Raw genomic sequence first — 17,984 nt, 5'->3', positions numbered from 1 at the left:
GATCTCGCTCAGGGGGAAGAGGTGGCAGTGATGGGAAGTTCGAACGGGCCGGCCGGCAGGCCGCTGCGGTCGTACAAGGTGCACACCGGGCTGTCGGCCCAGCAGTAGCGCACGCGCGTTGCGGTCATGCCGGAAGGAATGGGCACGCTGACATCGTGGCCCTGCAGTGTGGCGCTGGCATAGCGGCAAGTGCCGGACGCCTCGCCGCACAGCTCGAAGCCGATCGGTGCGTCGTTGCCGTAACTCAGTAGCGTGGTGTCGACATCGTCGAAGCCGATGCGCACGCTGTCGCGCTCGCGCTGCACGCTGCGCGGCACCGGGCCGGACGGCGCAATCGCCTCGCCATACACCACATGCCGCGCCGCGCGCGCCAGGCGCCGGCCCAGCTCCTGCTTGTTGGCCGGATGGATGTCGTAGCGGTCGCCGATATCGATCGCCACCGCCAATCCTGCGTGCGCGTCGCTGGCCACAAAGCGTCGCTGCGCCTCGCGCAATTGCGCCCAGCCGCTGTCGGTCGGCTGGGTAGGCGGTGCGCCGTAATTGGCCAACTGCACCACCAGCAACGGCAGGCCTGCACCGAAGCGCTGCCGCCAGTCGCGCTGCCAGGCAGTGAGCAAGGCCGGATAACGCGCTGCATCGCCGGTATTGGATTCGCCCTGGTACCACAGCACGCCGCGCAGGCCCAGGTGTTCCAGCGGCGCGATCATGCCGTTGTACAAGGTGGTCAGCCCGGCGGCCGACGACCACGGTGCGCGCGGTGGCGTGCCCACTGCCTGCGGCACGATGCGGTATTGCCAGGGCGCGTCCAGTGCCACTGTGCTGCCGTCTGCAAATTGCAGTGCGCGCGATGGCGCGTCGCCCAGCAGCCCGCCGCGGCGATAGGTATTGAGCACATTGAGCACGATGCTGTTGCGCCCGGCATGCAGCAGTCCGCGCGGTAGCGCATAGCGACGTGGTTGATCGGCGCCATAGCTGCTGCCCACGCCGCGTCCGTTGACCCAGGTCTGGTCCAGTTCGTCCACCGGCCCGAGTCGCAACGAGGCGTCCTGTGCGGCCTGTGCCGGGGTCAGCTCGACGCTGGTGCGGTACCAGACCATGCCGTTGAAGCCGACCAGTTGCGGCACGCCCCAGTCGTCCCATGCGCCCAAGGCCGGCGGCGCATCCTGCCAATGGCCAGGCGCATCCGGCTGCCACGGTTCGCCTTCGCCATGGGCACGCCACCAGCGTTCCCACAGCGCGGCCCACCGCGGTGCGGCCGCCACCGGGTCGGTTGCATAGCGCGCCAGCACATCCAGCGCCGGACCATCGTCGCCGGCCGCACGCAGGGCCTTGTCGCCGATCCAGGCCTGCAGTTGCGACCCGCCCCATGACGCATTGATCAACCCCATCGGCACGTCGACCTTCTTCTGCAACTCGCGTGCGAAGTAGTAACAGGCAGCCGAAAAGTCCTTCACCGTCTCCGGTGTGGTGCGCTGCCAGGTTGCAGCGCCGCCGAAGCCGCGTTGCGGTGTCGGGCTGGATTGCGCGGGCACCTTGAACATGCGGATGCTGGGGTGCTCGGCATCGGTAATCTCGCTGCGCGAATCCAGCGTGCGATGCACCTGCAGTTCCATGTTCGATTGCCCCGAACACAGCCAGACATCGCCGATCAGCACGTCATCGATCTGCTGCATCGCACCGTTGGCAGTGCTGGCCTTCAGGCTGTACGGGCCGCCGGCGGCGTGCGCGGGCAAGCGCGCCTCCCAGTGACCTTGCCGGTCTGAGCGCGCCTGCACCTGCGCACTGTCCAGTTGCACGGTCACACGCGTGCCCGGCGCCGCATCGCCCCACAGGCGGATCGGCGCATCGCGTTGCAGCACCGCATGGTCCTGAAACACCGGATGCAGCAGCGGCGCATCCGCGGCGCGCGCAAGTTGCGGCAGCAGCAACGCCGACAGCGTGCCGATCAATATCTTTACGCGACATGCGCTCACTTCGGATTCCCCGGTGCATACGGAAATGTCAGTGCCTGGTAATACGCCAGCGGGTGCGCCGGCGGGCTGACGCCTGCAGGCAGCGGGCGCCCGGACACGCTCTGGAAATAGGCGATGCTGGCATCGCGCCACCACTGCGCCTCACCTTGCTGGATCGCCAGAAAATCGGCGACCTGCTGGTAGCGCTGTGCATCGATCTTGCCGGCCAGATGCTGCCAGGTCGTGCGCATCGCAGCGACCTCGGCCACGCCATGGTCGTAACGTCGCACCAGTTCGTCCCACAGCGGTCTGCCGGAGGCCATGCGGTGATCCCACGGCACATGATGGAACCACAGCAGCAACGGCTCGGGCACGCGCCGCACATCGCCGAACTCGCGCGCCACCGGCGGCGCATATTGCGCAACGGCATTGCTGCCGCTGGCGCTGCGGTCGAAGCCGATCCCGTTGCGGTCGGCGCGGTGGTAATACACCGGATCCCAGTCCGGACGTTCGCTGCCGGCATCCCACGGCGCCGGGCCGTAATGGTGGCCGCGCCCCATCAGGTGATGCAGACCGAGCGGAGTCATGTAGTCCACCACTGCCTCGCGCGAACGCAGCATCATGCCGACCACCGGCTCGACCACTGCCGGATCGTTGGAAAAGGTCATGCGCGTCCATTCCTGCGCAATGGCCTGCGGCGACAGCTGCGGGTCCCACGCCAGCCGCCCGTACGCGTACCAGTTGGCCTGATCGAAGATCGAGCCGCTCCAGTTGCGATCGGCGCCGATATTGGCCACGCCGGCGATCCCGGTCAGCCGTGTGCGTTTGCTCTCGGCGAACAAGCTGCCATCCACTGTCTTTGCAACGGTCGAGCCCTTGCCGCGCGCATAGGTGTCGGCTTGCAAGGTCTCGGAAAACAGCGGGCCCAGATAGGCCAGATGGGTGGAAAAGCCCAGATATTCCTTGGTGATCTGAAACTCCGGCATCAATGGCGTCCTGCCCATCGCACCGAACAATGGGTGAAACGGCTCGCGTGGCTGGAAGTCGATGGCCCCGTTTTTCACCTGCACGATCACGTTGTCGGCAAACGCGCCATCCAGCGGCACGAACTCGCTGTAGGCCTGCTTGGCGCGGTCGTCCGGTTGCTCATGCGAATAGACGAAGGCGCGCCACATCACCACCCCGCCGTGCGGCGCCAGGGCATCGGCCAGCAGGTTCGCGCCATCGGCGTGGCTGCGTCCATAGTCCTGCGGGCCGGGCTGGCCTTCGGAGTTGGCCTTGACCAGGAACCCGCCGAAATCCGGAATGCGCGCATAGATGGCGCCGGCGGTGTCGCGCCACCAGCGCCGTACCTGCGGGTCCAGCGGGTCGGCGGTTTTCAGGCCACCGATTTCGATCGGTGCACTGAAACGCGCGCTGAGGAACACACGAATCCCGTACGGACGAAACACCTTCGCCAGCGCCGCCGCCTTGTCGAGGTATTGCGGCGTCAGGCTCCAGGCCTTGGCGTTGACGTTGTTGAGCACGGTTCCGTTGATGCCCAGCGACGCATTGGCACGTGCGTAGTCGGTGTAACGCGGATCCAGATAGCCAGGCAGCGTCTGCCAGTTCCACAGCGACGCGCCGGCATAGCCACGCTCCACCAGACCATCGAGATTGTCCCAATGATTGAGCATGCGCAGCTGCAAGCGTGGCGACGCGCGCACATCCAGCGCTGCGAGCGATTGCCCGGTCTGCAGCAGACGCAACAGGTGGAAGGTGCCGTATAGCACCCCGAGATCGCTGCCGCCGACAATGGCGGTGATGCGATGCCCATGTACCTCGGCGCTCCGAATCAGATAGCCATCGCGGCCCAACTGGCCTGTATCGAGCTTCATGGCGGCAATCTGTGGCGCGCTGGCGGCGCCCAGGACGACGGCGCCATCTTGCGTCACCGCGTCCACGCGCGGCGGTGTGCGTGCCAATAATCCCTGCAGGCCGCGCGCCAGTTCATCGCGTGCTGCATGCAGGGTGGGCGAATCGCCAACGACGACCAATTGACTGGCACTATCACGCAATTGCGCGGCATTGGCCAGCGGTTGGTAGCGCAACCATAGATCGTAGCCATCCTCGGCATGCGCGTTGGCGCCGATCAACAGGCCACTGCATAACAGCGCCGCCCACATCACTGCCTGCAGCGTAAATGCGCCGACACCCGTGTCGTGCTGCTGCATTGCAGACCGGCTCATGCGGCATGCTCGAGCGTCACCGGCGCATGCAGGCGCATATCGCCGCTCTGCCTGCTTCCCGGTACCATGGCTCGCATCGTCATACCTGCACCCGGCGTCCGCGTTACCGCAGCAGCGCCCGTGCATCCCGCAGCTTTCGCACGCATTTGAAGAGGCCACGCTTGGAGAAGGTCAGGAAATCGGTCCGCCGCACCAGCCGCGCGACCACCATCGACGAGGTGGCAGCGCTGGCAAAGGTCTCGCCGATGACAGTCTCGCGCGTGGTCAACAACACCGGCAGCGTGCGCGATGCCACCCGCGAACGGGTCATGCGCGCGGTCGACAAGCTGGGCTACACGCCCAATCTTGCCGCCAGCGCACTGGCGGCCGCGCAGAGCACGCGGATTGCGTTGATCTACAGCGATCCCAGCGGTGCCTACCTGCGCGAGTTGCTGCTGGGCGTGTTGCGGGTGGCATCGCGTACGTCGATCCAGCTGGTGATCGACTGCTGGGACGACCTGGACGCCGATGCCGAACGCAAGGCCGCGCGCAAGCTCGCCAAAGGCGTTGCCGGTGTGATCCTGCCGCCGCCCTTGTGCGAATCCAGGGCCGCAGTGCTGGAATTGGTGCGCGCCAAGGTGCCGGTGGTGGCGATCGCCTCCAACCATTTCAGCCCGGATGTCGCGTGTGTGCGCATCGACGAATTCGCTGCTGCCAAAGAGATCACCGAACATCTGATCGCACAGGGGCATGCGCGCATCGGCTACATCGCCGGGCATCCGAACCTGTCGGCCAGCACGCGGCGCTTCGAAGGCTTTCAGGCGGCGCTGGCCGACGCCGGTCTGCGCCTGGATCGGCACCTGGTGCAGCCAGGCGATTACACCTACAAATCCGGCCTGGTCGCCGCGGAAAAACTGCTGGCGCGCAAACGCCGTCCCAGCGCCATCTTCGCCAGCAACGACGACATGGCCGCCGCGGCAATCTCGGTCGCGCACCGGCGTGGGCTGGATGTGCCGCGCGATCTGTCGGTGGTCGGGTTCGACGACACCTCTGCCGCCACTGCGGTGTGGCCCGAAATCACCACCGTGCAGCAGCCCATCGCCGCCATGGCCGATGCCGCGCTGGACATCTTGCTGAAGACGATTCGGGCCAAGGAGCGTACGGCAAGGATGGTCGATCATGTGGTCGCGCACCTGCTGGTCAAGCGGGATTCGGTGGCCGCACCGACAGCGGACGATGCGGCCGAGTCAACGTAGCGATCAGACCCCTGCATGCCGCAAGCCGGATGTGGTCGCCTCGCAGGCTTGCATGCAACACACCAGCATTGCCGGTGTGCGCTCACGTTTCTGGTGACCGCGCATCACATTGGCAGCCATTGCTGACCGCTGCAGTGATAGCTGGCCCACCGTCGCAATGCAGACGGTCATTGCACGCGCCAGGTGAGGCGAGGCGCATGCAGTGGCAATGCTCAACGCGTCAGATACTGATTGATCAGGTTTTCATACGCTTCCTGGCGGCCGCTGAGCTGCTGGGGCGCATTGCCGGCCGCGTGCTTGGCCAGATCGGCCAGCGTGGTCTTGCCTGCGGCAAAGTCCGCGCCGGCGCCGCTGTCGAAGCTGGCGTAACGCTCGGCGCGCCACTGTTCCAGCGGCGAGGCGGTCAGCAGCGCGTTGGCCACTTCCAGCCCGCGTGCGAACGCATCCATGCCGCCGATGTGGGCCAGGAACAGGTCCTGCGGGTCGGACGATTCGCGACGCACCTTGGCATCGAAGTTCAAGCCGCCCGGTGCCAGCCCGCCCTGCCGCAGCACCACCAGCATGGCGCCGACGGTGTCGTACAGATCGGTCGGGAACTGGTCGGTGTCCCAGCCGTTCTGCGGGTTGCCGCGGTTGGCATCGATGCTGCCGAGCAGGCCGGCATCGGATGCTACCTGCAGGTCATGCTCGAAGCTATGGCCGGACAGCGTGGCGTGATTGGCCTCGATGTTGAGCTTGAAATCCTGGTCCAGGCCATGCTGGCGCAGGAAGCCGATCACCGTGGCGCTATCGAAATCGTACTGGTGCTTCATCGGCTCCATGGGCTTGGGCTCGATCAGGAAATTGCCCTTGAAGCCGATCGCGCGGCCGTAGTCGCGCGCCAGGGTGAGGAAGCGCGCCATGTTGTCCTGCTCGCGCTTCATCTGCGTGTTGTGCAGACAGGCATAGCCTTCGCGACCGCCCCAGAACACGTAGTTTTCGCCGCCCAATTCAACGGTGGCATCGATCGCGGCCTTGACCTGCACCGCCGCACGCGCCACGACATTGAAGTCCGGGTTGGTCGAGGCGCCATTCATGTAGCGCGGATGCGAGAACAGGTTGGCCGTGCCCCACAACAGCTTGATGCCGGTGTCGGCCTGACGCTGCTTGGCGATGCCCACCATGTGCTTGAGGTTGCGCTCGTACTCGCCGATGTCGTCGGCATCCGGTGCCAGGTCGATGTCGTGGAAGCAGTAATACGGCACGCCGAGCTTGGTGAAGAACTCGAACGCCGCATCGGCCTTGGCTTCGGCACGGTTCAACGCGGTAGTGCCCGCATCCCACGGATACGCACGCGTGCCCGGGCCGAACGGGTCGGCGCCATTGCCGCAGAAGCTGTGCCAGTAGGCCACGGCAAAGCGCAGATGCTCGGCCATGGTCTTGTCGCCGATGGTTTTGTTGGCGTCGTAGACCTTGAACGCGAGCGGGTTGTCCGAATCGCGGCCTTCGAAACCGATCTTGCCGATGCCGGGGAAATATTCTTTCGCGCCGATGTACACGGTGTTGCTCATGGGGTGAACTCCTGCAGCAGGGGAGGGAAGAGAGGGAAAGCGTTACACCGGGACATCGGCATCAGCGCACAGGCCATGGCCACGTACGCGTTGCGCAGCGCACATGGCACCGGCAAGCGATGCGTCCGCGCGACTGCCATCGGCATCCAGCCAAAAAATGTTAGCGCTACCACAACTGCGACTGAAAAAAGCCGCGCGTTGTAGCGAAGCTGAAGATGCCATGCCGGTCCCGGGTCAAGCGACCTGCCGACTGTACCGAGCCTGCCGCAGAAAGGCTTGCTGCGCTGCGAGATACGAGCTGTGCTGTGGCATCGCACCAGGCAACGCGGGTCAATGGAGGCGGCCCGCAAGTAACAACGCGCGCAGCTACCGTGCGCATTGCACGCTGACGACTGCATGCATCTGCGGACAAAAACCTGGGCTGCCGGCACGTGGTTACCTGGCAACGGCCGCAGGACACCATGTGCGGGCAACAGGTCTGCATCGACCGGCGCCACTGCCGCGTCAACGTCCAATGCGTCACAAGGGCTGCGTGTCGGCGTGCCGCCCCCGCGCGCAGCCAACCCCGTCGCCTGCCAGCCCCCGGCAGCTACAATGGCCAGCTTATGACCGCTGTCCTGCCGCTGCCGCAACCCCTGGCCGACCCCGCACCGCGCGACCCGCGCCAGCGGTTGCAGCGCGAACAGCTGCGCCTGGGCAAACGCCTGCAGCGCCAGGTCGGCCAGGCGATTGCCGATTTCGGCATGATCGCACCCGGCGACAAGGTCATGGTCTGTCTGTCCGGCGGCAAGGACAGCTACACCTTGTTGGACATGCTGCTGCAGTTGCAGCGCAAGGCGCCGGTGCCGTTCAGCCTGGTGGCGGTCAACTTGGACCAGAAACAGCCCGACTTTCCCGCCCATGTGCTGCCGGCCTACCTGCGCGGGCTGGGGGTGCCGTTCGATATCGTCGAGCAGGACACCTATTCGGTGGTCAGCCGGGTGATTCCAGCCGGCAAGACGATGTGTTCGCTGTGCTCGCGGCTGCGGCGCGGCGCGCTGTATGCCTACGCGCAGACGCATGGCGTGACCAAGATCGCGCTCGGCCATCACCGCGACGACATCGTGGCCACCTTCTTCATGAACCTGTTTCACCACGCGCGGCTGGCGGCGATGGCGCCCAAGCTACGCAGCGACGACGGCGCGCATGTGGTGATCCGCCCGCTGGCCTATGTGCGCGAAGCCGACATCGCGGCGTACGCGCAGGCGCGGCAGTTCCCGATCATTCCGTGCAACCTGTGCGGCAGCCAGGAAAACCTGCAGCGCCAGCAGGTCGGCAAGCTGTTGCAGCAATGGGACCGCGAGTTCCCCGGCCGCGTGGAGCAGATCGCCCGCGCCTTGGGCGATGTCCGCCCCGAGCAATTGGCCGATCGCACGTTGTTCGATTTCCTGGCGCTGGGCCGCAGCGGCGATGCGCCGAGCGATGTTGATCCCGATCCCAGCGCGTGGCTGTCCGCCAGCCACGCCCCCCACGACAGCGACTGACGCCGCCGCTCCGGCTGCCGGCAGTCTTCCACCCTCCACGTTTTTCTTCATTCGGTCCAACGCATGTTCTTTCGCAACCTCACCCTGTTCCGCTTTCCCACCACCCTGGATTTCTCCGAGATCGACACCTTGCTGCCGCCGGTGCAGCTCAAGCCGGTCGGCCCGCTGGAAATGAGCTCGCGCGGTTTCATTTCCCCGTTCGGCCGCGACGAGCAGGAAGTGCTCTCGCACCGTCTGGAAGATTTTCTGTGGCTCACCGTCGGCGGCGAGGACAAGATCCTGCCCGGCGCGGTGGTCAACGACCTGCTCGAGCGCAAAGTCGCCGAGATCGAGGAAAAGGAAGGCCGCCGCCCCGGTGGCAAGGCACGCAAGCGCCTCAAGGACGATTTGATCCATGAGCTGCTGCCGCGCGCCTTCGTCAAGAGCTCGCGCACCGACGCCATCCTGGACCTGCAGCACGGCTACATCGCGGTCAACAGCTCCAGCCGCAAGAGCGGCGAGAACGTGATGAGCGAGATCCGTGGCGCGCTCGGCAGCTTCCCGGCGCTGCCGCTCAATGCCGAAGTGGCCCCGCGCGCCATCCTCACCGGCTGGATCGCCGGCGAACCCTTGCCCGAAGGCCTCAGCCTGGGCGAAGAGTGCGAGATGAAGGACCCCATCGAAGGCGGCGCGGTGGTCAAGTGCCAGCACCAGGAACTGCGCGGCGACGAGATCGACAAACACCTGGAAGCCGGCAAGCAGGTCACCAAGCTGGCGCTGGTGCTGGACGACAATCTGTCGTTCGTGCTCGGCGATGATCTGGTGATCCGCAAGCTCAAGTTCCTCGACGGCGCCCTGGATCAGCTCGAACACAGCGAAGACGATGGCGCACGTGCCGAACTCGACGCACGCTTTGCGTTGATGAGCGCGGAAATCCGCCGGCTGTTCCTGTTGCTAGAAACCGCGTTGAAGTTGAGCAAGGCCGAGTAACCGGAACGTCGCACGGTGGCGGTGTCGAGGCGCGATGCGTGGCGTGAATCAAACGCTTTCGGTGCGTCGAGGGCGCGGTGCCCTCGCCACACGCGGGACACGCCGTGAATCCATCCGTGGAGGCTCGGCGGCGGTATCCATGTCGCCACACGGTCCCGCAAGCGGCAAGGACACCGCACCAGACAAGGTGCGGATCGTTTTAGTGAAGGCCCTGCACACCGGCCAACTCGACGAGTCCTTGCCCGCCCGCCGTCGCGGGACACGCCGTCAACCCGTCGCTGGGGATTCGATGGCGGCATCCATGCCGCCAAAAGTCTCGCAGGCCTTGAGAACACCGCACCAAAGCGTTCTTCCGCTGCTCTCGTGAAGGACATACGTGCGATGTGTCCTGCGCGGTGGCGGACAAGGGCCCGGCAGCAACGTCGCAGATCAGCTGCCCCACCACTGATCGATCGGTGGCCAATCGCTTCCAGGGACGACACCGATCACGGTCTGGCACTCACCGAGTGCGGCAGTCAATGCGTCTCACCGCCTGACACATCGCGGCGGTATCCTGTGCGCATGTTCAAGCCCGTCCGCCGCCTGATTGTTCCGCCCTCGCAGGTTGTCGAACGCGACTGCGTGCACGTGCAGCTGGACGGCCGCGACATCGCGGTGCTGCGCGTGCGCGACCCGCGTGCGCGACGCATCAAACTCAGCGTCGACGAGCGCGGCGCACGGCTGACCTTGCCGCTGCGCGCAAGCCTGATGTCCGGCGAACGGTTTCTGCATGCGCATCTGGACTGGCTGACCACGCAGCTGTCGCGGTATCAGCAGGTCGATGCGTTTCCTGCGCTTGAGCGTGGCGTGCCCGGGCAACTGCCGTTGCGTGGTGCGTTGCTGCCGTTGAGCTGGCACGAGGGGCGCTATGCACGCATCGATATCACCGACGACGGGGCGCAGTTCCATGTGCCCATCCGCCTGGGCGATGCCGGCCTGCGCCGCACCTTGAAGGAATTCTACGAAGCGCAGGCACGCGCCGACGTCGGCCGCTGGTTGCCGGGTTATCTGCCCGGCCTGCCGCGCGCACCGGCACGGCTGCGGCTGAAGGTGATGTCCTCGCAGTGGGGCTCGCTCGCACCGGATGGCTCGATGGCGTTGGACCTGGCGCTGGTGCTGGGTCGCCCTTCCGCGTTCGAATACGTGCTGGTGCACGAGCTCTGCCACCTGGTGCAGGCCAACCACTCGCCTGCGTTCTGGGCCGAAGTGGAGCAACGTTTTCCCACTTGGCGCGAGGAACGCAGTTACTTCCACGAACACGGCCGCCAGCTCAAGGCGCAACTGCGCCGGTTGCTGCACGTGCAGTGACGCAGGCGTAGCGCGCGGCTGCGATGACGTGCCTTTCGCGACAGTGGTGCAGCTACGGGTGCGGCAACAGCAACAGGCGATCGGTGCGGCTGGCACCGGCGAGTGGTCAACGCTGCAACGAAGACGCCGCTAGCGCCACGCGTAGGAGGCAGCCCGGGCAAGTTGCCGGCAGGCCAGCGGCGACAGCCAGGCAAAGCGTTTTGACACGGCGTGTTCTGCAGCCGCAGCGCCTGCGTCCAGGGTGCGCGCCGACATCCAGTGGTCGGCGTGACACGCCGCTGCCCATGCCTGCTCCAACAGGACGCGATCGCCCGCATCCAGGTGGGCAGCGGCGCGCACCGCCTGGATGAAGGTCCACGGCGCATGCCACCGATCGAAGGATTCGAGTGCGCCCACGACACGGGCTGCATCTGCCACGTTCACCTGCGCGATTGGCATCTGCGTATCACGCGTGACGCACACCATCCAAGAAGCCGTTGATCACCGCCGCGACTGCTTCCGGCGCTTCCATATGCACGTGGTGCGTGCCGGGCAGCAGCTGCAGGCGTGCGTCGCGCATCACCGCCACGCGGTGGTCGCGCAATGCTTCCGGGAAATACGCCTGGGCGGGCGTGGCGAAGATCGCCTGGGCGGGGCAGGCGATGGAGGCCAGCAGCACGTCGATCTGCGCTTCGGTCATGCGGATGGCGGTGGGCAGGGTCAGGCGCGGATCGCTGCACCAGCTGTAGCCACCTTCCACCACGCGTACGCCGCGTTCGACCAGCAGCCGTGCAGCCGGTTCGGTGAGTTGGTTGGCCATCATGCGCGCGCGTACCGGCATTTCCATCGACGGAAACACCCGCAGCGGCCGCTCTGCCAGCGTGCGTGCCGACGCAACGGCATCGCGCAGGCGTGTGGCAGTGCTTTCCACGGGCTCGGCCAGGGCGCCCAGCGCCTCGATGGCGATCAAGGCCTCCACGCGCTCGGGCGCAGCGGCGGCCAGCAGGCTGGCAATGCCGCCGCCCATCGAGTGGCCGAGCACGGTGAAGCGCCCCCAGCCCAGAGCATCGGCGACCTGCAACAACATGGCGATCGCGCTGCTGAGCGTGTATTCGGCGCCTGTCGGCAGCCAAGCGCTGTGGCCATGGCCGGGCAGATCCAGCAGCACCAGATCCAGCTCCTGCGCGTGCAGATGCGCGCTCAGCGGCACGAAGCTGGCCGCGTTGTCCAGCCAGCCATGCAAGGCCAGCACCCGGCGCGGGCCGCGATCTTGGTTGCGCAATCCGGTGACCCGGCCGATGGCCAGGTCGCACGCAAACGGCTCCAACTTCACGCGCGGCGCGCCACGGCGGCCAGCGCGTGCGCATGCGCATCGCTGGCGTTGAGGCAGGGGATGTAGCTGAGCGTGGCACCACGCTCGGCCAGCGTTTCGGCAAAACCCAGCGCCACTTCTTCCAGCGTTTCCAGGCAATCGGTGGCAAAGCCCGGGCAGACCAGGTCGAAGCTGCGCACGCCGCCTTCGGCCAACGCCCACAGCGTGGGTTCGGCGTACGGCTGCAGCCAGCGTTCGGCGCCGAAGCGCGACTGGTAGCCCATCTGCCACTCGTCCTCGCCCAGCCCCAGCGCTGCCACAATGGCCTGCGCGCTGCGTTCGCACTGCTGCGGATACGGGTCGCCGGCATTGGCCACGCGCTGCGGCAGGCCGTGGAAGGAAAACATCAATTTTTCGCTGCGCCCATGCACCTGCCAGTGCGCGCGAATCGACTCGGCGATCGCGGCCACCCAGCCGGCGTCCTCGCAGTAGTCCTGGATCACCTCCACCGCGATCTCCGGCGCGCTGGTGCGCCATGCCTCCACCACATCCTGGATCGAGGCGGTGGTGGTGGTGGAATACTGCGGATACAGCGGCAGCACCACGATGCGCCTGATGCCGCGTGCGCGCAGCCCGTCCAGCGTCTTGCGCAAGGCCGGCTCGCCGTAGCGCATGGCCCATTCCACATGCCAGTCGGGCATGACCGCTTGCAGGCCGTCGGCCAGGCGGCGCGTGTAGACCGCCAGCGGCGAGCCCTCCGGCAACCACACCTTGGCGTATTTTTCGGCCGATTTCGGCCCGCGGATCGGCAGGATCACCCCGTAAAGCAGCGGCTTCCAGAACAGTGGCGGAATCGCGACCACGCGGCGGTCGCTGAGGAACTCGGCCAGGTAGCGGCGCACGGCCGGCGCGGTCGGCGATTCGGGAGTGCCCAGGTTGACGACCAGCAGGGCGGTATCGGGTGTCGTGTTCATGCGCACCATTCTGGCAGAGCCGGGCACCGCTGCCGACAGCAGCGCAACGATCGCTGCGATCGGCCGTCTCTTCCACGCCGGTTGCGCTCACCACCGATTCATTGCGCCGGCACTAACGTCGCGGCATTGCTATCTTTGACGGATTCTTCCTTGGAGCTTGTCATGCCTCGTTTGTCGCGCCTGGCCCTGTTGTTGTCGCTGACGTTGGTCGCCGGCCATGCCGTCGCCGGCCCGGAAGAAGACCAGCGCGCACGAAATGCGGTGCGGGTGCTCACCGAGATCATGAAGATCCCCGAGCAGGCCATTCCGGACAAACTGCTCGACGAGGCGCGCGCCATCGTGGTCATTCCCGACACGCTCAAGGCCGGTCTGGTGATCGGCGGCCGCCGCGGCCACGGCCTGATGTCGATGAAGAATGCCGACGGCAGCTGGTCGCAACCGGTGTTCGTCAAGCTCACCGGCGGCAGCATCGGCTTCCAGGCCGGCGTGCAGTCCTCCGACGTGGTGCTGGTGTTCCGCAACGACCGCAGCCTGGACAACATCGTCAACGGCAAGTTCACCCTCGGCGCCGACGCCGGCGTGGCCGCAGGTCCGGTCGGGCGCAACGCCGCCGCCGCCACCGACGGCCAGCTCAAGGCCGAAATCTGGTCCTGGTCGCGTGCCCGTGGCCTGTTCGCCGGCGTGGCGCTGGACGGTGCGGTGCTGCAGATCGACGATGCCGCCGACCTCAATGCCTACGGCAGCGGCGCGACTCCGCGCATGATTTTCGAAGGCCGCACCAACGAACGCCCGTCCACCGATGTGATCGCTTTCCGCGACCGGCTGGAAGAGGCGACCTACACCGCGCGCGCCAATCGCAGCACCGATGCCGCCGCCGATGGCGCGCCGCCGGCACCGCGTCCGCAGACCCCGCCGCCGGTGCAGGCACAGCAACCGGCCAATGTGCCGCCGCCGGGCAGCGAAGCCAGTACCGTGCCGATGCAGCCCAGCACCACGCCGCCCGCCCAGCAAGGTTTTCAGCCGGTATCGGAGGGCGAAATCCGCACCGAATCACTGGACGGCAACCGCTAACGCACTGTCATCCCCCTGCGCGGTGCGCTGGGGTATCCTGCGCGTTCCATCTTTCAAGCAAGCGAGCAGATCATGGGCGGTTTCAGCATTTGGCACTGGCTGATCGTGCTGGTGATCGTGTTGCTGGTGTTCGGTACCAAGCGGCTCACCAGCGGTGCCAAGGATCTCGGCAGCGCGGTCAAGGAATTCAAGAAAGGCATGCACGACGACGACAAGCCGGCCGGCAAGCTCGGCGACGACTCCCGCACTGCCGAGCAGGCGCGTGAGGCGCAGGCCGAACGCGACCGCGACGCGCGCTGATCCGGAGCGGCGTCGGTGTTTGACATAGGTGTTGGCGAACTGACGCTCATTGCGGTCGTCGCCCTGGTGGTGCTCGGCCCCGAGCGTTTGCCCAAGGCGGCCCGATTTGCCGGATTGTGGGTGCGCCGCGCCCGAATGCAGTGGGATTCTGTCAAGCAGGAACTCGAACGCGAACTCGAGGCCGAAGAGCTCAAGCGCAGCCTGCAGGACGTGCAGGCCTCGCTGCGCGAGGCCGAAGACCAGCTGCGCAACACGCAGCAGCAGGTCGAGCAGGGCGCCCGCACGCTGCATGACGACGTCAGTCGCGATATCGACATCCGCGCCAGCGCCACGCCGGTGGCAACGCCGCTGGAACTGGCCCATGCGGATTTGTCTGCCAGCCCCGATGTGGATGCAACAGCCGGCGTAACCGATGCGGCTGGAGCTGCACATACCGCGCCGGTGATTGCGCAGGCCCAACCCATTGCGCCAGCGCCGCATCAAACCCTGGTTCCGGCTCCGCACGACACGATAGTGCCCGCGCCGCATGCCGCGCATCTTGCCAGCGCGCCCGAGCCGGTCGCCGTTGCGCCAGTCGATGCGGGCACACCGGCCGCGTGGACGCCGGGCGCGCCAGCCAAACTCCAGGAGAAACAGCCGTGAGCCTGTTCGACGACGCACAGGCCGAAAGCAGTCTGATCGAGCATCTGGTCGAATTACGCGCCCGCCTGGTCCGCGCACTGATCGGTCTGGGCGTGGTGTTGCTGGCGCTGCTGCCGTTTTCGCGGGCGATCTATTCGTGGCTGGCCGCACCGCTGATCTCGCAACTGCCGCTGGGGCAGACGATGATCGCGATGAATCCGGCCGGCGCGTTCTTCGCCCCGCTCAAGCTGACCTTCTTCGTGGCGGTGTTCTTCAGCGTGCCGTGGCTGCTGTATCAGGCCTGGGCGTTCGTGGCGCCGGGGTTGTACCAGCGCGAAAAGAAGCTGGCATTCCCGCTGCTGGCGTCGGCGGTGGCGCTGTTCTATATCGGTTGCGCGTTCGCCTATTTCCTGGTGTTGCCGGCGGTGTTCCACTTCCTGACCACGTTCAAGCCAGACGTGATCGCCATTACCCCGGATGCCAATTCGTACCTGGATTTCGTGCTGGCCATTTTCTTCGCCTTCGGCGCGAGTTTCGAACTGCCGGTGGCCTTGGTGATCCTGGTGCTGCTGGGCTGGGTCAGCCCCAAGCAGCTCAGCGAAGGCCGTGGCTACGCCATCGTCGGCATCTTCATCCTGGCCGCCGTGCTCACCCCGCCAGACGTCGTATCGCAGCTGATGCTGGCCATCCCGATGTGCCTGCTCTACGAGCTGGGCATCATGGCTTCGCGAGCGGTGGCGCCGAAGAGCGCCTAGTGCCGTCGCTGCACCCAAGCGCGCCGCCATGCAGGTGCGCGGTGCGGTGGTCTTCGGGCACATGCGTCGCTGCGCGGCATCGCCCCGGACGCCATGGTCCACGTTAGGAGCGCGCCCGGGCGCGACGAAGCCTACGTCGAGAAGCCTTGGTCGCGCCCGGGTGCGCTCCTACGGCTAAGCGAATTCAAGCAACAAATACATCCGGTCGCGATGGCCGGGCTGGTTGGGCGGCGGCGCCGGCGTGGGTGAACATCTGCTTCCACGCGGCGTAGACCGAACCGGCGAACACCGGCATCAGCACCGCCATCAACAGCAGTTGGGCCAGCCACATCGCCACGGTCTGGCCGGCAATCAGGCCGACGATCAGCGCCACGATCATGACCGCGAAATAGATCGCGAAAATGGCGATGAAGGCCAGGACGAAGAACACCAGCATCGCCGGCAGGTTGTGCAGGCTGGCGCGCAGGCTCTCGCGCAGCGCGTGGCCGCCGGTGCTGCGGTCGAACATGACCTGCGGCGGCATCACGAACAGCGCCAGCGTCATCGCCGCGAAGGTGGCGATGGTCAGCAGCAGCCACAGCAGGATGCGCCCGGCCGGCAGGCTGGCGGCCAGCTGCTCGATCTGCACCGGGTCCGGCTGCGCGCCGGACTGGCTGATCTGGTTGATCTTGACCATCACTTCGGACAGCTGCTGCAGCCCGCTGGCGCCGATCATCGCCAGCAACAGCACGCCCAGCAGCAGGCCGGCGATCAGCTGCGGCAGCAGCGACACCAGCAGGTGCGGCGCGCGGCCGTCCTGCAGGCCATGCAGCAGATGCGACGGTTTGGCGATGCGGCCTTCGTCCACTTCGCGGATGGCCCACAGCAGGCCGCCCATGAACAACGGGCCGGCCAGCACCAGCAGGAACTGCAGAGCCGGGCCCAACAGCGGCACCAGGACCGACAGCGACACCACCAACGAGGCGGCCACGCTCCAGATCACCCCCATCGAGCCAAGCGCCAACGGCGCCCGCTTCAACAGCGAGAAACCGGTCAACAGCCACTCTGCGCCGGCAGATGCCGGCACCTTACGAATTTCGCTCATTCCCATTCCGGATCGATACGCGCGCCGGACCATCCGGCGTCACGCGATTATCGCTGCTTTTACGTGTGCGCGGCGGGACGAGCGCTCACGGTTTGCAACCGGCGTGCGTGATGCACGAAGCGGCGCAACAGCTTGCGGGCGATGGGGGCGGCGGTGACCTCGCGGGCGACCGTGCGGGCGCAATGTCCGTGGCGCGCAATGCAGTCGGCACGCGCCTGCACATAGCCGCGCATGTGGTGGGTGGCGAATTCGGGGTGGAACTGGACGCCCCAGGTGGCCCGGCCCCAGCGGAAGGCATGGCAGCGGTCCTGCCGGGAGTGCGCCAGCACGATGGCGCCGTCCGGGGCACGCACGACCGTCTGCAGATGGGTGGCATGGGCCGGGAACTGCGGCGGAAGCCCTGCGAATAAAGGATCCTGCTCGGCCGGCGGGTGCAGCTCCAGCGCGATGGTGCCGGATTCGCGCCCGGCCGGGTTGTAGTCGACCTCGCCGCCCAGCGCGTGCGCCAGCAACTGGTGCCCGTAGCAGATGCCCAGTAGCGGCATGCCCTGATGGGCGGCATGGCGCAGCCATTCGGCACTGCGTTCGCTCCAGTCGGCGCGGTCGGTGACGAAGGCGGCCGAACCGCTGACGATGATGCCGGCAAAGTCGGCCGGGTCGGGCAGCGCGTCCCCATTGGCAACGTCGATGGCCACCGTTTCCTGCTCGGCCAGCCCGGCCGCCACGCGGATCCAGTGCGGAAAACGGCCGTATCGCTTCATCTCCGGCACGGGCTGCCCGGTTTCGATGATCAGGAACGGCAAGACGGACATGCGCAAAGATCCGGACACAACAGATGCCCCCGATTGTAGGCGGCAACGACGCGTTTTTTTCAAGCGGCACTCCAAGACGCGCGCTGCGGGTCATTGCCGAATGACATGTCCTGATGCCCTCGCAGCGAGATGCGGATGATGGTAGCGGTGGTTGCCGACTGGTGCATGTCCTGGATATCGGCAGACAAACGCAGGGCTGCAATGACAGTGCCTTTGCGCCGTCGCGGTGGTCAGGTCGAGGCAAGGTTCGGCGGGGTTGGTGTGGAAAAGCA

The 17,984-nt window shown here is 66.4% G+C and carries 16 protein-coding genes; 8 read left to right on the top strand and 8 right to left on the bottom strand.

Annotated elements, in window-relative coordinates; all coding sequences use genetic code 11:
• Positions 1-8: 8 nt before the first annotated feature.
• Together ACDH77_RS19850 and ACDH77_RS19845 are read right to left on the bottom strand one after the other, a co-directional pair.
• Positions 9-1,973 (bottom strand): sialate O-acetylesterase, encoded by a 1,965-nt coding sequence (locus ACDH77_RS19850; protein WP_372353621.1) that lies wholly within the window; start codon positions 1,971-1,973, stop codon positions 9-11.
• On the bottom strand, positions 1,970-4,165 hold the full coding sequence (locus tag ACDH77_RS19845; RefSeq protein WP_372353922.1) for an alpha-glucuronidase family glycosyl hydrolase: 2,196 nt from the start codon (positions 4,163-4,165) through the stop codon (positions 1,970-1,972). Before ACDH77_RS19845 ends, ACDH77_RS19850 begins: the two co-directional genes overlap by 4 nt.
• A gap of 176 nt (positions 4,166-4,341) precedes the next feature.
• Here ACDH77_RS19845 and ACDH77_RS19840 point away from each other — a divergent pair, with 176 nt between their 5' ends.
• Positions 4,342-5,415 carry a LacI family DNA-binding transcriptional regulator gene (locus ACDH77_RS19840; protein WP_011349086.1) on the top strand — a complete coding sequence of 358 codons (1,074 nt, stop codon included), beginning with the start codon at positions 4,342-4,344 and terminating at the stop codon, positions 5,413-5,415.
• 212 nt (positions 5,416-5,627) lie between these two features.
• Here ACDH77_RS19840 and xylA read toward each other — a convergent pair whose 3' ends face one another.
• Complete coding sequence (gene xylA / locus ACDH77_RS19835; RefSeq protein WP_122272683.1) at positions 5,628-6,965, bottom strand: xylose isomerase; 1,338 nt, start codon at positions 6,963-6,965, stop codon at positions 5,628-5,630.
• A 605-nt stretch (positions 6,966-7,570) separates the two neighbouring features.
• On the opposite strand from xylA, the gene ttcA reads away from it, so the two are divergent.
• From ttcA to ACDH77_RS19820, 3 genes are all read left to right on the top strand, one after another.
• Complete coding sequence (gene ttcA, locus ACDH77_RS19830; RefSeq protein ID WP_014091470.1) at positions 7,571-8,488, top strand: tRNA 2-thiocytidine(32) synthetase TtcA; 918 nt, start codon at positions 7,571-7,573, stop codon at positions 8,486-8,488.
• A 63-nt stretch (positions 8,489-8,551) separates the two neighbouring features.
• Positions 8,552-9,457 carry a recombination-associated protein RdgC gene (locus ACDH77_RS19825; RefSeq protein WP_008577753.1) on the top strand — a complete coding sequence of 302 codons (906 nt, stop codon included), beginning with the start codon at positions 8,552-8,554 and terminating at the stop codon, positions 9,455-9,457.
• Positions 9,458-10,018: 561 nt separating this feature from the next.
• The gene (locus tag ACDH77_RS19820) at positions 10,019-10,804 is read left to right on the top strand and encodes a SprT family zinc-dependent metalloprotease (protein WP_011349082.1); all 786 of its coding nucleotides are present in this window, start codon (positions 10,019-10,021) and stop codon (positions 10,802-10,804) included.
• 129 nt (positions 10,805-10,933) lie between these two features.
• Here the strand turns inward: ACDH77_RS19820 and ACDH77_RS19815 are convergent, their stop codons facing one another.
• Genes ACDH77_RS19815 through hemH form a run of 3 tightly spaced genes read right to left on the bottom strand, consistent with a single transcriptional unit; the run spans position 10,934 to position 13,078 of the window.
• Positions 10,934-11,200, bottom strand: coding sequence for a hypothetical protein (locus ACDH77_RS19815; RefSeq protein ID WP_031424903.1), 267 nt, complete (start codon positions 11,198-11,200; stop codon positions 10,934-10,936).
• 49 nt (positions 11,201-11,249) lie between these two features.
• A complete protein-coding gene (locus tag ACDH77_RS19810; RefSeq protein ID WP_277574472.1) occupies positions 11,250-12,110 on the bottom strand; it encodes an alpha/beta fold hydrolase in 861 nt (286 codons plus the stop codon).
• 2 nt (positions 12,111-12,112) lie between these two features.
• A complete protein-coding gene (hemH, locus tag ACDH77_RS19805) occupies positions 12,113-13,078 on the bottom strand; it encodes a ferrochelatase (protein WP_031424901.1) in 966 nt (321 codons plus the stop codon).
• Positions 13,079-13,231: 153 nt separating this feature from the next.
• Here hemH and ACDH77_RS19800 point away from each other — a divergent pair, with 153 nt between their 5' ends.
• The 4 genes from ACDH77_RS19800 (at position 13,232) to tatC (ending at position 15,816) form a co-directional block, all read left to right on the top strand.
• Positions 13,232-14,140 (top strand): YSC84-related protein, encoded by a 909-nt coding sequence (locus ACDH77_RS19800; protein WP_218499233.1) that lies wholly within the window; start codon positions 13,232-13,234, stop codon positions 14,138-14,140.
• Positions 14,141-14,212: 72 nt separating this feature from the next.
• Positions 14,213-14,440, top strand: a complete 228-nt coding sequence (gene tatA, locus ACDH77_RS19795; RefSeq protein WP_003484969.1) for a Sec-independent protein translocase subunit TatA — start codon at positions 14,213-14,215, stop codon at positions 14,438-14,440.
• A gap of 15 nt (positions 14,441-14,455) precedes the next feature.
• Positions 14,456-15,082: a Sec-independent protein translocase protein TatB gene (gene tatB, locus ACDH77_RS19790; RefSeq protein WP_008577765.1), complete on the top strand. Its 627-nt coding sequence runs from the start codon at positions 14,456-14,458 to the stop codon at positions 15,080-15,082.
• Positions 15,079-15,816 carry a twin-arginine translocase subunit TatC gene (gene tatC, locus ACDH77_RS19785; protein WP_005923115.1) on the top strand — a complete coding sequence of 246 codons (738 nt, stop codon included), beginning with the start codon at positions 15,079-15,081 and terminating at the stop codon, positions 15,814-15,816. The genes tatB and tatC overlap by 4 nt, the downstream gene beginning before the upstream one ends.
• A 184-nt stretch (positions 15,817-16,000) precedes the next feature.
• Here the strand turns inward: tatC and ACDH77_RS19780 are convergent, their stop codons facing one another.
• On the bottom strand, positions 16,001-16,900 hold the full coding sequence (locus tag ACDH77_RS19780) for a BPSS1780 family membrane protein (RefSeq protein WP_029820758.1): 900 nt from the start codon (positions 16,898-16,900) through the stop codon (positions 16,001-16,003).
• A gap of 59 nt (positions 16,901-16,959) precedes the next feature.
• The gene (locus tag ACDH77_RS19775) at positions 16,960-17,712 is read right to left on the bottom strand and encodes a glutamine amidotransferase (protein WP_029820757.1); all 753 of its coding nucleotides are present in this window, start codon (positions 17,710-17,712) and stop codon (positions 16,960-16,962) included.
• Between the last annotated feature and the right edge of the window lie 272 nt (positions 17,713-17,984).

The organism is Xanthomonas axonopodis pv. maculifoliigardeniae (assembly GCF_041519315.1).
GTDB lineage: Bacteria > Pseudomonadota > Gammaproteobacteria > Xanthomonadales > Xanthomonadaceae > Xanthomonas > Xanthomonas euvesicatoria.
This window is presented reverse-complemented; position numbering and strand designations above follow the sequence as displayed.